This is a genomic window from Serratia fonticola (assembly GCF_001006005.1).
GTDB lineage: Bacteria > Pseudomonadota > Gammaproteobacteria > Enterobacterales > Enterobacteriaceae > Chania > Chania fonticola.
In genome coordinates, this window is record NZ_CP011254.1 from 4143551 (window position 1) to 4157463 (window position 13913).

At 53.7% G+C, this 13913-nt stretch carries 13 protein-coding genes; 5 read left to right on the forward strand and 8 right to left on the reverse strand.

All coding sequences use genetic code 11. From position 1 onward, the window contains the following. Positions 1-284: 284 nt before the first annotated feature. Positions 285-770: a hypothetical protein gene (locus WN53_RS18365; RefSeq protein WP_024485279.1), complete on the reverse strand. Its 486-nt coding sequence runs from the start codon at positions 768-770 to the stop codon at positions 285-287. Continuing rightward, a complete protein-coding gene (locus tag WN53_RS26880) occupies positions 770-1558 on the reverse strand; it encodes a winged helix-turn-helix domain-containing protein (protein ID WP_052754322.1) in 789 nt (262 codons plus the stop codon). Before WN53_RS26880 ends, WN53_RS18365 begins: the two co-directional genes overlap by 1 nt. A gap of 439 nt (positions 1559-1997) precedes the next feature. Between WN53_RS26880 and WN53_RS18375 the strand changes: the two genes are divergently transcribed. The 5 genes from WN53_RS18375 to WN53_RS18395 all read left to right on the forward strand — a co-directional run bounded on the left by WN53_RS18375 (position 1998) and on the right by WN53_RS18395 (position 7050). Beyond that, positions 1998-2186 carry an ATP-dependent Clp protease proteolytic subunit gene (locus WN53_RS18375; RefSeq protein WP_024485281.1) on the forward strand — a complete coding sequence of 63 codons (189 nt, stop codon included), beginning with the start codon at positions 1998-2000 and terminating at the stop codon, positions 2184-2186. Positions 2187-2550: 364 nt separating this feature from the next. Further along, a complete protein-coding gene (locus WN53_RS18380; RefSeq protein ID WP_024485282.1) occupies positions 2551-3513 on the forward strand; it encodes an ABC transporter substrate-binding protein in 963 nt (320 codons plus the stop codon). 80 nt (positions 3514-3593) lie between these two features. Then, positions 3594-4496 carry an ABC transporter permease gene (locus WN53_RS18385; RefSeq protein ID WP_024485283.1) on the forward strand — a complete coding sequence of 301 codons (903 nt, stop codon included), beginning with the start codon at positions 3594-3596 and terminating at the stop codon, positions 4494-4496. Beyond that, entirely contained in the window at positions 4493-5287 is a 795-nt protein-coding gene (locus WN53_RS18390) for an ABC transporter ATP-binding protein (RefSeq protein ID WP_024485284.1), read from the forward strand. The genes WN53_RS18385 and WN53_RS18390 overlap by 4 nt, the downstream gene beginning before the upstream one ends. Positions 5288-5451: 164 nt before the next feature. Beyond that, positions 5452-7050: an ABC transporter substrate-binding protein gene (locus WN53_RS18395; RefSeq protein ID WP_046808156.1), complete on the forward strand. Its 1599-nt coding sequence runs from the start codon at positions 5452-5454 to the stop codon at positions 7048-7050. A gap of 58 nt (positions 7051-7108) precedes the next feature. Here the strand turns inward: WN53_RS18395 and WN53_RS18400 are convergent, their stop codons facing one another. From WN53_RS18400 to WN53_RS18430, 6 genes are all read right to left on the reverse strand, one after another. Beyond that, positions 7109-8323 (reverse strand): O-antigen ligase family protein, encoded by a 1215-nt coding sequence (locus WN53_RS18400; RefSeq protein WP_037412605.1) that lies wholly within the window; start codon positions 8321-8323, stop codon positions 7109-7111. 19 nt (positions 8324-8342) lie between these two features. Next, positions 8343-9512 carry a putative lipopolysaccharide heptosyltransferase III gene (rfaQ, locus tag WN53_RS18405; protein WP_024485285.1) on the reverse strand — a complete coding sequence of 390 codons (1170 nt, stop codon included), beginning with the start codon at positions 9510-9512 and terminating at the stop codon, positions 8343-8345. 279 nt (positions 9513-9791) lie between these two features. Then, the gene (gene fdhF / locus WN53_RS18410; protein ID WP_080949246.1) at positions 9792-11936 is read right to left on the reverse strand and encodes a formate dehydrogenase subunit alpha; all 2145 of its coding nucleotides are present in this window, start codon (positions 11934-11936) and stop codon (positions 9792-9794) included. Between the two features lie 335 nt (positions 11937-12271). Next, positions 12272-12724 (reverse strand): hydrogenase maturation peptidase HycI, encoded by a 453-nt coding sequence (gene hycI / locus WN53_RS18420; RefSeq protein ID WP_024487074.1) that lies wholly within the window; start codon positions 12722-12724, stop codon positions 12272-12274. Next, a complete protein-coding gene (locus WN53_RS18425) occupies positions 12721-13137 on the reverse strand; it encodes a formate hydrogenlyase maturation HycH family protein (protein WP_024487075.1) in 417 nt (138 codons plus the stop codon). The genes hycI and WN53_RS18425 overlap by 4 nt, the downstream gene beginning before the upstream one ends. After that, positions 13127-13912 carry an NADH-quinone oxidoreductase subunit B family protein gene (locus tag WN53_RS18430; protein WP_046808157.1) on the reverse strand — a complete coding sequence of 262 codons (786 nt, stop codon included), beginning with the start codon at positions 13910-13912 and terminating at the stop codon, positions 13127-13129. Before WN53_RS18430 ends, WN53_RS18425 begins: the two co-directional genes overlap by 11 nt. Position 13913: the final 1 nt, after the last annotated feature.

A 13913-nucleotide genomic window follows, 5' to 3' on the forward strand; every position in this document is an offset into this window, starting at 1 on the left:
AATTGCGCTTCCGCGTTTAATAAGGAATGAAAAGATGCAATCATTAAAATGGGTATTTTGAAGAACTGGGTTTTCGTCAACACTCGGAGAAGACCTTTAAACTTCATTGGTCTTCTAAAAGCGATCGCCACACTGTCTGTGAACTGGGATTGACATGTTTTGACAACCCTTCGGCCCCATGGTAGCCGTCCCGACACGGTGACTCGGCTCTAAATGTCCCCTTGAACAATCCGGTTGGAGGGACGTAGGGGATCTTAGATAGCGTACATATACTCCCCCTTCCTTCACATGTCTGTTTCGCATATGCCTAATGGGTTATCTGCCAACTTGATCAGATAGGCATTCCTATTTAATTTTCTGATCATTATCAGCTGATGCCCGCCTGAGTGGCCGAACAGTGAATCCACCAGCGAAGCGGACAGATCGTCGTAAGCTTGGAGATCTGTGTCGGCTAGCTGGATTTGGATCATGCCTTTTCCGAGCAATTTATAGGTATAGGTGACATTTCTAGCTATCCGGTAGCGCTGATCGTTCTCCTGCTCTACCACTTCACCGCTGGCAAACATATGTACGCTATCTTGTCCTGGTGCGTGTACCAAAGTCGTTTGCAGGGTGAGATCCATCATTTTTCCACCAATATAGGACGTTCTTTCGGTGTATAAATGGCAACGCGGCGGGAACGGATCAGCCTCACGCTGTTTGGTCATAAAAAAGTAGCTTAAGGTACAGACCGCAATTATTCCGGCAACCGTCATATATCGTTTGTTCATTAATCTCTCTTTTCAACATAAGATATGTTTTTACATGCCTGGTAGGAATCATTCGCCGCGATTATGCAGGTTGTTAAAAATATCATGCGTTTATCAGATAAAGTGGTAACCGACAAGTAGATGTCTTGTGGGATAGTACAATTCAACGCTTGTGCATTTTCCTCGACAATTTTCAGTGCGTCATGAGCATCGGGGGTACTGATGTCGGTTAAGGTGTTGCCTATTGGTTTAATATTGCAACTGTCTACATTGGCAATAGACAGTACAGGTTCATATCCATCCGAAGAGAAATGTATATATGCGCCTCCCACACCCAAACTTATCAGGATAATAATGAAAGTGATATAAGAAAAATAATGACCGAGACCTTTATTGGTCATGAAATGCTTGTTGCTTTTTATATTGTGCGGGGGATGTTTAGCTGCGTGTGGTGTTCCTTCTGTTGCAGGCGTTGATGGCTGCTCTTCAATATTTATATTTAGTAGCACACCTTGTCGCGGAATGGTTTTTAATTTGTTTCTGTCTATGCCCCAAAAGTCAAATCGTTTGCGGATTAAACTTAAATGATTGTTTAACGCCGCATCCGATGCGACGGCTCCTTGCGCTTCCCACACGGAATCCAGCAAAGTAGGACGTGGGATGGTTTCCCCTCTTCTTTTTATTAACTCCAATAATAGTTTTGACGTAGGTCGGGGGAGTTTTTCAGTGATGTCACTTCTCTCATTAACGCCAGTCAGACTTTCCTCGGTAGGATGAAAAATTACCTTGTTCTCAATGAGGTATTTCATTTTTGCATTTCTCAAGATTTTTCTCATTAGTTTATACATATTATAAATGGCAGTCAAGGACAGTGAATTTCGCTAGCTATTTGAATGTAAAGTGATTCTCTTCATTGAAATAGTTGTTCATAAGTTTAAGATGATGTAGTGGGCCTCACCCGGGTGGAAGGAACGTTAGGGTGATCTTGACCACACAGCAGGGCTAAGCACCGTCTCATCTGGGACAATAGGGGGAGACAGATACAAGGTGATGCATTTTTTCCTTATGGACATGTAACTACGTCAGACTATAAGGCTGACTGTATGAGGTCCCACTATGTGATTTTTTGTTGAGGGAAACTTTCATAAAACGCTTTTTAGAGGGGCGCATATGGCCCGGTTTACGTCAGGCTGGTGATGCCACTGTTCAGTTCAGCCAAGCGGTGGTATCGGTGGTCAGGCTACCGATGTGGCGCTTCAGGCCAGGGAAATTATCCGCATCCGTGAAAGAATCGCTACCTTGATCGCCAAGGAAACCGGGCAGAAACTGGAAAAGGTCTTGAACGACATTGACCGCGATTTTTGGATGCCAGTGGCAGAAGCGATCGACTATGGCCTGGTATCAAAAGCCATTGTCAGCGAAAAAGAAATCGCCTGAGCATAGCGCAATAACCCACCGTATCATCCAATCCTCAAATAACCCCAGCAGGCCATTTTGTTCAGTTCCATAACCCACAAGCTGTACGGGTTATGGACGCTGTAAACGGCCTGCGTATTATCAAGCCCCAATAGCCCAGCCGCAGGGCGTGGCACCAAGGCTATGCATCGAACAACCAGAGGCCAACAGTGGCGGTTTGTGACCCGAATCACTGCCCCATGTAAGCGCCCTGAGTGTTTTCTTCTCATTCTGTATGTTAACCACATGATAACAAAACGTTATCCGATAGATGGCGGTAAAACACTGTGCTAGGATGATTAATCACCACCTCTGGCACCAACGCCAACTTGAAAAGGATATGACCATGCCTTTGAATAATAAAAATATTTTTGTAGCTCTCGCCGCTGCCCTATTTGCAGTCAGCAGTTACGCGGCTGCGCCGAAATCCGTGGCGATCCTCTCTATCGTTGACCATCCGGCATTGGATGCTACCCGTGATGGGGTGATTGATGAGCTAAAGGCTGCGGGGTATGACAAGGATAAGGTCAAGGTCCAGTTCCAAAGCGCGCAGGGAAATACGGCCACCGCTGGGCAGATTGCGCGTAAATTTATCGGTGACAAGCCCGATGCGATAGTGGCGATTTCAACGCCTGCGGCACAGTCAGTGGTGGCGGCGACCAAAACTATTCCGGTGGTGTTTACTACGGTAACCGATCCGGTGGCGGCCAAACTGGTCAGTAGCTGGCAGCCGAGCGGCACCAACGTTACCGGTGTTTCAGACAGCGTTGCCATCGGCCCGCAGGTCGATCTGATCTTGCAGGTTAAACCCGATGCCAAGCGAGTCGGCATGGTCTACAGCCCAGGGGAAGTCAACTCGACGGTGGTGGTCAAAGAGCTGAAAGATGAATTAACCAAACGCGGGATGACGCTGGTTGAGGTTCCTGCCGCACGTACTATCGACGTAGCCCCAGCGGCTAAAAGCCTGGTGGGCAAAGTCGACGTGATTTACACCAATACCGATAACAACGTTATCTCTACCTACGAGTCGCTGGTCGGCATTGCCAATCAGGCTAAAATCCCGTTGATCGCCGGTGACAATAGCGTTGCCAAACGTGGCGCGGCTGCAGCGTTGGGGATGAGTTATTACGATCTGGGCCGCCAGACCGGTAAAATCGTCGTCCGCCTGTTAGAGGGTGAGAAGCCAGGCGCAATAGCTCCTGAGGTAGGCAATAAGCTCAGCCTGAGCGTCAACCCTGCCGCAGCCCAGAAGCAGGGTGTCACTCTGCCAGCGGAGCTGGTGCAATCAGCACAAGAAGTCATCAAATAACGATCTGCGTTGAATGATGGTTTACATCGGGTGTAAATGGCCTGCCGCAGGTGGCGGGCCAAGATGTTTATGAGGTACGCATGTCGTTAATTTCCCTGATGGGCGCTTTTGAGATCGGCCTGATCTTTGCGCTGGTCGCGTTGGGCGTATTGATTTCCTTTCGCTTGCTCAATTTTCCCGATCTGACGGCCGATGGCAGCTTCCCTTTAGGGGGCGCGGTTGCCGCAGTGATGATTGTCAGCGGTTATAACCCTTGGTTGGCATGTTTGCTGGCGGCTATCGCGGGTGCCGGTGCTGGCTGTTTGACGGCTTGGCTGCATGTGCGGCTCGGTATTTTGCAACTGCTAGCCAGCATTTTGGTGATGATTGCCCTGTATTCTATCAACCTGCGCATTATGGGGGCACCAAACCTGGCCCTGATCGGCTTACCCAGCGTTTTCACTCCTTTCATCAGTCAGGTTGAGGACAACGCCTGGCTGATCCAACCAATATTGCTGCTGGTGGTGGTCGTGGTCGTCAAACTGGCGCTCGACGCATTTCTGACCTCAGAAGTCGGCCTTGCGCTGCGGGCAACCGGAGCGAATCCGCGCATGGCACGTGCTCAGGGGATTGCGACCAGTCGGCTGACGGTGATCGGCATGGCGGTCTCCAATGCGCTGATAGCGCTGGCGGGCGCACTATACGTACAGACTCAAGGGGGCGCCGATATCTCTATGGGGATCGGCACCATCGTCGTCGGGCTGGCGGCGGTGATCATCGGTGAGACGCTGTTGCCTGCCCGTAGCCTGTTCCTGATCACTATGGCGACCCTGTTAGGGGCATTGCTGTACCGCCTGATGATCGCTCTGGCCCTGAATGCAGACTTTATCGGCTTGCAGGCACAGGATCTGAATCTGATCACCGCGCTACTGGTTACGTTGGCGCTGGTCCTGCCGAAGTTGAAACAAAAATTGAAAAGCAAGCGGGGGAGGCAGCCATCATGATGCGTGCCGAGCAGTTGTTTAAAACCTTTAACCCTGGTACCCCGCTGGAGAACCCGGTATTACGTGGCCTGTCTTTGAACATCGAGGCAGGGCAGTTTGTGACGGTCATTGGCAGTAATGGGGCAGGGAAGTCTACTTTGCTCAATGCGGTCAGCGGTGATATTACTCCCGATCGCGGCCAAGTGTTTATTGGCGAACAGGACGTTACCCTGATGCCCGCCTGGCGCCGTGCCGGTATGGTCGCCCGTGTGTTCCAGGATCCGTTGGCGGGAACCTGCGAAGGGCTGAGCATTGAGGAGAATCTGGCCCTGGCTCTGCAGCGCGGTCAAACCCGAGGATTTCAGCGTGCCGTCAAGAGCAAACAGCGGCAACTGTTCCGCGATAAGTTGGCCACGTTGGAACTGGGGCTGGAGAATCGTTTAGGGGATCACATGGGGCTGCTGTCAGGTGGCCAGCGTCAGGCGGTCAGCCTGCTGATGGCGTCGCTGCAGCCTTCTCGTCTGCTCTTGCTGGATGAACATACCGCCGCGCTCGATCCTAAAACGGCGGCCTTTGTGCTGGCATTGACCGACCGTATTGTCGCCGAGCAGCAATTGACCGTACTGATGGTGACGCACTCCATGCGTCAAGCTCTGGATCATGGCCATCGAACCGTGATGTTGCACCAGGGGCGGGTGGTGCTGGATGTTGTCGGTGAGCAACGGGCCAACATGCAGGTCACCGATCTGCTGGCGATGTTTGAGAAAACACGTGGCGAAAAGCTGGATGATGATGGGCTACTGCTGAGCTGAGGCTGTTCACTTTGTTGGGGCGCGGCATGCTGCGCCCGCGTAGCTGAATAAAACAGCAAAAACAACGGTTTTGGCATAACCTGAGAGCAATTGGTTATTTGCCTGGGTTCCCCGTCCGTGCTGAGATTGTCGCCTGCTAAAAAAAGTCAAACAAGGCGATGACCATGTCTACAGGGAAAACGCTGCTCGCGCTGGCGCTGAGCACATTCTTACCGGCAAGCGCTGCCATGGCGGCAGCTAACGATACTCTGATTTATTGCTCCGAGGCGTCACCGGAGTCGTTCAATCCGCAGATTGCCAGCTCAGGCCCAACGTTCGTTGCCAGCTCGCAGGTGCTGTATAACCGTTTAATCAATTTCGATCCGATCAAGAACACGCCAACGCCGTCATTGGCAACCGAATGGAAAATTTCCCCGGACGGCAAAACCTACACCTTTACCCTGCGCCAAGGGGTGAAATTCAACAGCAATAAAAACTTCAAGCCGACCCGCGATTTTAATGCTGACGATGTAGTGTTCTCGGTGTTACGCCAGAAAGACCCAAATCACCCATACCACAAGGTATCGCAGGGTAATTACGAATATTTCCACGACGTAGGTCTGGATACGCTGATTAAGGAAGTGAAAAAGCTGGACGATTATCACGTTCAGTTTGTTCTGAGCGAGCCGAACGCCGCGTTTCTGGCCGACTGGGGGATGGACTTTGCGTCGATCCTTTCTGCCGAATACGCCGATGCGATGCTAAAAAAAGGCACGCCAGAATACGTGGATACCTGGCCAATCGGCACTGGCCCTTACGTCTTGCAGCAGTATAAAGTCGATTCACTGATCCGCTATGCTGCCAACCCTAATTACTGGGATGGAGAGGTGCCGACCAAGCATCTGATCTTCTCCATAACGCCGAACGTACAGACGCGCCTGGCGAAACTCCAGACTAACGAGTGCCAGATTATCCCTGCACCGGCTCCGGTACAGTTTGATGAAATCAATAAAAACAAAGATCTGACCCTGCATAAGGTAGATGCGCTGAACGTCGGTTACCTGGCGTTTAACACCGAGAAAAAACCGCTGGATAACGTGCTGGTGCGCCAAGCCCTCAACTATGCCACTGACAAAAAGGCGATAGTTAACGCGGTGTTTTTAGGTTCAGCCACGGTGGCGAAATCGCCGCTGCCGCCAAATATGCTGGGCTTTGATAAAGACCTGCAGGATTACGGTTATGATCCGCAAAAAGCCAAGGCGTTGCTGAAACAGGCTGGGTTGGAAAAAGGCTTTGAGATCACGTTGTGGTCAATGCCGGTTCAGCGCCCGTATAACCCGAACTCCAAGCGTATTGCGGAAATGCTGCAAAGCGATTGGGAAAAGGTTGGCGTGAAGGCGAAAATTGTCTCTTACGAGTGGGGGGAATATCTTGCCGGTATGCGTAAGGGCGAGCATGACACCGCGCTGTTTGGCTGGATGTCCGATAATGGCGATCCGGATAACTTTGCCGAGGTGCTGCTGGGGTGCAACAGTATCAAAACCGGCTCGAATGCCGCGCGTTGGTGCGATAAAACCTATGATGGTCTGGTACAGCAGGCCAGATTGACTAGCGTCCCTGCCGAGCGTGCAAAACTCTACGGGCAGGCGCAGGAAATCTTCTACCAGCAGGCTCCGTGGATTGCTCTGGCGAATGGTAAAACCTTCTATGCCACGCGCAGCAACGTTAGTGGCTATAGCGTCAGCTTGATGGGCAGTGATTTTTCCAAAGCCAAACTGAATTAACCTCAATATACCTGGCTACCATTGTAGGGGCGCAGCATGCTGCGCCCGTTTTTTTAGGCTATATAGGCCGATGGGCAACGCGGTAGCCTGCCAGCACGGCGGCCAACACCATAAACAGATGCCCCTCGGCGGAGTCCAATAGGAACGAGTTGAACAGGTGGCAGGCCAGATAACTGCCGAGCACGGCAACCAGCAGGTTGCGGCAGGCTGTTGGTTGCCGCCAGGCCGCTCGGAAGCAGCACCACATCCACCCCAGAAACAGCGCCAGCCCCAGCAAGCCATTTTGTACCGTTTCCAGCAGATACTCATTGTGCGGGTTATGCACGCCGTAACCGGTCTGCGCATTACCATACCAGAAGCTCCCGGCCCCGTTACCCAGCAGTGGGGCCTGTTTTATCAGGCGCAGCGATTCGCGGGCAAAGGCGGTGCGTTGCCCCATCGAGTTGTCGCAAGCCTGATAGGCCTGCTCTGCCGGGGCCAACACGCAATTGCGCACCTCAGCAAGGCCGAGCGTCAGGCGCTCCGTCGCTCTATTGGGGATTAAAATCAGCATAATAGTCAGCAGCGAGCCGCAGGCTAGAACGCCCAACCGCTGCCAGCGGGGCAGCGTCAGCAGCAACCAAAGCCCTACGCCTACCAATAGCGCCACATAGCCGGTACGCCCCTGTACCATCAGCAGCACGTTCGCCGTTGCCAGCAGAACCAATGCCCCATAGCACCAACGCAGCACGCCTGATTGCGCAAAAGCACGGGTTAGCCATATCAACGCAGCAAACGCCATAAACACGTTCTGGGTTATCTGCAGTTTAAACACCGTTGGATTCTGCGGATCGAGGCCACCCAGCGTCACATGCCCGATCCCCGAAGTCAGACTGATCGCCAGTATCAGGGCATTGGCGAGCAGAAAGCCGCTGATAAACCGGGTGATAAGCCTGGAGTCGGTGAGAAAGAACAGCGCCAGAGGAAGTACAAACAGGAGCTTTTGATACTTGCCGACCATCTTTGGGCCGTACTCGTGGTGCTGGGTCAATAACGAGGCGGCCAGCAGTGCAAACATCAATGCGGGCAGCCACACTAGCGGTTGTTTGAGCAAAGGCATCAGGTGGCGAAAGTCACGCTGCCACAGCAGACATATCGCCGCCAACACCAGCGAAGCGTTCATCAGCGCATTGGAAGTCGGCAGGGACACACCGATCAAAAACGCAGTGAAGCCAAACAGCCGAAGGCGGGCAGGGGAGAGTAACGATACAGAACACGGTGCGGTGGATGGCATGGAGTGGCTCAAATCAGGGTTAATTAAACACGGTGTCATTCACCGTGCGGGAAGTTGGGATATCCAGGCAGGTGAGCTGGCGGTTTATGGCCCGGATAACCTCATTGGCGGGTATGGCGTCCAGATAACGTTCCGGGGTCGCGGTGTTCACTTCATCGGGGTGTGGTAATGAGCGGTAGTTGCCTGCCCATAACAGGATGTGAGGAGCCTGCCAGGGTGACCACTGTTGCAGATTGCTGGGGCCGAACAGCACGACGGAAGGCGTCTGCAAGGCGGCGGCCATATGCATCGCTACCGAATCCACCCCGATAAACAGCTTCGCCCGATCGATCAAGACGGCCAGCTCCGGCAGGTCCAGGCGACCGGCCAGATTGACCACCCGTTGTGGCATGGCGCAGTGGGCCAGAATAGCGGCTATCATGGCGATCTCATCGGCAGAACGTCCCCCGGTGAGCACCACGGTTTCTCCGCTGGCGGTGAGATGGTCGATAACCCGAGTGAATCCCGCCACCGACCAGGTTTTGAATGCCCAACGCGCGGTAGGCTGGATCAGCACGAAATCCGTCAGGTGATGATGTTGGCTGAGGCGATTAATCTCATCGATATCGCGCTGCCGGTAAGCCTGGGTCACCTTGGTCACCAAGGTGGGTAAGGCCAACGGGGACAGAATCGAGAGGTTATTGAGCACGGTGTGCCGTTGGTCATGCCCGTCCACCGGCACCAACAACGAATGGCAAGCACGCCACAGCTGATTATTACGCTTGGGGTAAGCAAACCCCAGGCTGAATGTCGGTTTGAGAAAGCGGCAATACAACGCAGCCCGCCACTGGTCGGACAGATTAATCACCAGGTCGTAGTGGCCGGTGTTGAGGCTGTTCCACAGGGCTTGTTCACCGCGGTACTGTGTCTTATAGCCCTGGAGTTTTAGGCTGCGATCGACGGTATAGGTCAGATAGACATCCCGATTGCCTGCCAGCATCGCCTCGGTGCCGTCATACACCAGCACGTCAATCAGGGCATTGGGGTAATTGGCGCGCAGCGTACTGAGCAACGGGGTAGTTAGCAGGACGTCACCAAAGTGACGCAGCTTGATAACCAGGATGCGCTGTACCCGATCGCGGTGCAGTAGTCCGTTGGGCAAGCGACGGTCAGGTAACACGGCCTTGCCAGCACTCATCGCGAACGTCATATTTTGCTGATATATCCCAGAGAACGATAAAAGGCGATCTTATAGGTGGCGGAAAGACAAAGATAATTGGTTGTACAGATCAATAAGATCAGACCGATCGTTGAAAACGATCAATCCAGGACAAAGTAAGGGGGTATTGTGCGAGTTTGTGAGCCACGGGATAAATCGTCTATTAAGAATTTTAGTATGGCAGCCACTGGCAGAAGTGTAAGGATGAATAACGGGTGGTGAGGGATGGGTGGAAAGCCGAACCTCATCCTTGAGGTTCGACCTTACAGATTAGCCCGCAGCGGCCTCGCGGAGGCGCTGTTTGATCTTGCTGTACTCTTGCTGAACATAGTGTTCTGCCTGCCCTTGATCCTTAATCGGCTCAATTTGCACGGCACAGTATTTGTATTCCGGCGTTTTGGTAATCGGGCTGAGGTTTTCCGCCACCAGCTCGTTACAGGCACCGATCCACCATTGGTAGGTCATGTAGATCGCACCCCGGTTAGGGCGTTCGCTGACGTTGGCACGGGTAATGACCTTGCCCTGACGGGAGCGTACCCACACCAAGGCCTGATCCTCAATCCCTAGCCGTGCGGCGTCTTCCGAGTTGACTTGCACATAGCCCGGTTCATCGGCCAACGCGACCAGTGCCTTACAGTTGCCGGTCATCGAACGGCAGGAGTAATGGCCCACTTCGCGTACCGTCGACAGCACGAACGGGAACTCATCGCTGAGCTGATCGATCGGCGGAGCCCATTCACAGGTAAAGAACTCCGCTTTGCCACCGGGCCGAGAGAATTCCCCGCCTTCGTACAGATAAGGGGTACCCGGGTGATCCAACGTTGGGCAAGGCCACTGAATGTAAGCCAGGTCTGCCATCTTCTCGTAGGTAGCGCCGTAATAGATCGGGCACAGCTCGCGCAGTTCGTCCCAGATTTCCTGCGTGTTGTTGTAGTGCATCGGGTAACCCATAGCCGTCGACATCAGGCTGATGATTTGCCAGTCCGTCTTCACATCGCCCACTGGTTCCACTGCTTTATAGAAGCGTTGGAAGCCGCGGTCTGCCGCGGTATACACCCCTTCATGCTCGCCCCATGAGGTTGCCGGGAAAATAACGTCGGCAATCGCGGCGGTTTTGGTCATGAAGATATCCTGCACGATCAGCAAATCCAGCTTCTCAAAGGTTCTACGGATGGTGGCTAAATCCGGCTCTGTTTGTAGCGGATCTTCCCCCATGATGTAGTGCGCTTTGAGTTTGCCATGGTCGATATTGTGCGGCACTTCGCTCAACGCATAGCCGGCCTCGGCTGGCATTGCGTCGATCCCCCATGCGTTGGCAAACCTTTCCCGCGCCTCGGCATCCGTTACCTGGAAATAGCCGGGCAGGGTGTTAGGCAACGCGCCCATATCACAGGCACCCTGAACGTTGTTCTGTCCGCGCACCGGGTTAACCCCGACGTTCGGCTTGCCCAGGTTACCGGTCAGCATCGCCAGGCTGGTCAGCGCACGCACGGTTTCCACGCCCTGATAGAACTGGGTGACGCCCATGCCCCACAGGATGGTTGCCGTTGGCGCGCCAGCATACATGCGTGCCGTTTCACGGATCTGCTGGGCGGTGAGGCCCGTGGTTTTTTCAACCGACTCCGGTGGGTAGTCCGCCACGATGGCGCGGTACTCATCGAACTGCTCGGTATGCTGTTCAACAAACGCCTGATCGTACAGGTTCTCCTCAATCATCACATGAGCGAGTGCGTTGATCAGGGCGATGTTGGAACCGTTTTTCAACGGCAAATGGATATCCGCAATACGCGCCGTTTCGATATAGCGCGGATCGCAAACAATGACCTTGGCTCCTTTCTCCTTCGCCTTGAGAATGCGGCGGGCGACAATAGGATGCGAGTCCGCGGCGTTATAGCCGAAGACAAAAATACACTGGGTATCCTCAATCTCGCAGATTGAGTTACTCATGGCGCCGTTACCGACCGATCGCTGCAGACCTGCAACCGAGGGGCCGTGTCAGACGCGTGCGCAACAGTCGATATTGTTAGTACCGACGGTGGCGCGAGCAAATTTCTGCATCACATAGTTGGCTTCGTTACCGGGCCCGCGCGAGGAGCCGGTCGTCATAATCGCATTCGGGCCGTATTTCTCTTTAACGGCCAGCAGGCGTGAACTGGCGAACTCGATGGCCTCTTCCCAAGACACCGATTCCAGTTTGCCACCCCGTTCCCGGCGGATCATCGGCGTTTTCAGCCGTGGCGTCAGGATCTTGGTATCGTGAACGAAATCCCAGCCGTAATACCCTTTCAGGCATAGCTCGCCCTGATTGGTCACGCCGTTAGCGCCTTCGGCCTTAACGATCCTGCCGTTGTCGACTATCAGGTTGATTTTGCAACCTGAAGCGCAATAAGGGCAGACCGTGATGACTGTTTTCATCTCAGCACTCCTTTTTAAACCTGTTCGACATTGCTCAACACGCCACTGGACCAGAAAATCTCCCCGGTGACGAAAAATGTGTCTCACTTATTTGAAGCATAAATTGTGCCACGCTGACTTGATGTGGATTAACGACTCGCATTTATTGTCATCATCCAAAACACTCAAGTTGCTGTGGTTGATGGTGTTACAGGCGGGGATCATGCAGAACGCCGACACGCCGTGAATCCGTCCCTGGAGGCTCGTATCGCGCATCCTTGCGCTCAACGGTCGGCTAACCTGCAATGATCCCCACCTGTCTCAAGCTTTCGTGTTGCGGTATTAGGCGCTGCTATTCAGAGCCGCTCAAAACCTTCCCCCGTATCCCATATTGATAACCGCTGATAAATCACCCGTACCGCCTGCGTCACTTTCTCCGTCATCGGGAAATAGAACATCACCACGTCCGGCTGAATGCCGAGAAATATCACTTCCTCAATATCCTCACGTAGCTGGTCGATCAGGAAATTGAGCGGCATATTGTGAGTGCTCATAAAGAACATCTCGGCAATATCGTCAGGATTGACGATACGGATTTCGCCAGGAGCCAGCTCCATATCGGTGGCATCGACAATCACCAACCGGCTGGGCTTAAGATCGCGGATCTGATGCGTGACATTTTCGGGGGTGGAACCGCCGTTGACGGCGATCCAACCCTCGATTGGCGCGTCAGCCATCATTTCGGCCAGCAGCGGCCCAGCACCGTCGTCACCCATCATGCTATTGCCTACGGTAAGGACGACATTCATGGGTTGGTCACCTTTTTCACAATCAGATAGATAGCAGGTTCGCGCTCAATCTCGGCGAGCAAGCCGAGCAGCTTGGTACTCCATTCGCTAAAGGGAGCCGGTTGGCTATCGATCAGCGGGGCCAGGGCATTGGCCAGCAGGCTGGTGTGGGTGGAGTCGATGGTGATTTCGCCAAAGGTCAGCAGGCCTCGCATCTTGCGTTGGGCCTCCCCCTCCGGGAACAGCTCAACCCAGGTTTGATATTGCGGCAATGGGCAACTTAACTCGGTATTCAGGCAGTCAATCACTCCCACGTGATGGCCAATCGCCAGCGAGTAATACATCACCTGCTGCGCTTGGGCAGGCATATCGTCATCGCTATCAAGAAACTTCTGGCGTAATGACCAGAATACCGCCTTACCTTCATTTTGCATGGGGCAGCTCCTGTTGCAGGCAGTCAACCAGGCAAGCGACTATCTCGCGCAGGCGGGGATCGCCTTCCTGTTGCAACCATTCTTCCAGGCGCAACGTGGCCGCATCCATGCTGGCACCGGCCAACAGGGAGAGGAAACGGTCACTGATGATGCGGCCTTGATAGTAGCCCGCCAGACGGCGTGCCTCGCGTTCAATCAGTACGCGGGTATGTAGCGGGATGCCTGGCAGCAGCAATGCTGCCTTTTCGTCTACCTGCTCAAGGTGGTTTTCGCCCTTCAGCTTTTGCTCCAGCAGGCCCAGGGCCACGGCAAAGCCGTAGATGGTGGCGGCAGGCGTCGGTGGGCAGCCGGGGATCCACACGTCAATCGGCACGATCGACTCGCTGCCGCCCCAGACGCAGTACAGATCGTGGAAAATCCCGCCGCCACAGCCGCAGGCCCCGTAAGAGATACAGATTTTCGGGTCGGGTGCCGACTCGTAAGCTCTGAGCGCGGGCACGCGCATGGCCCGGGTGACCGCGCCGGTAAACAGCAGAATATCGGCATGGCGCGGTGAGGGGACCACCTTGATGCCAAAACGCTCGGCATCAAATACCGGCGTGATGGCGGAGAAGATCTCGATCTCACAGCCGTTGCAGCCGCCGCAGTCGACGCGATACACATAGGCCGAGCGTTTGATATCCTTCAGCAGCTTGCTTTTGAGTTTGGCGGTCTGCTCATCAACGGTGATCGGCGTACTGCGGTGATGATTGACCTTGATATCGGGCATCGTCATA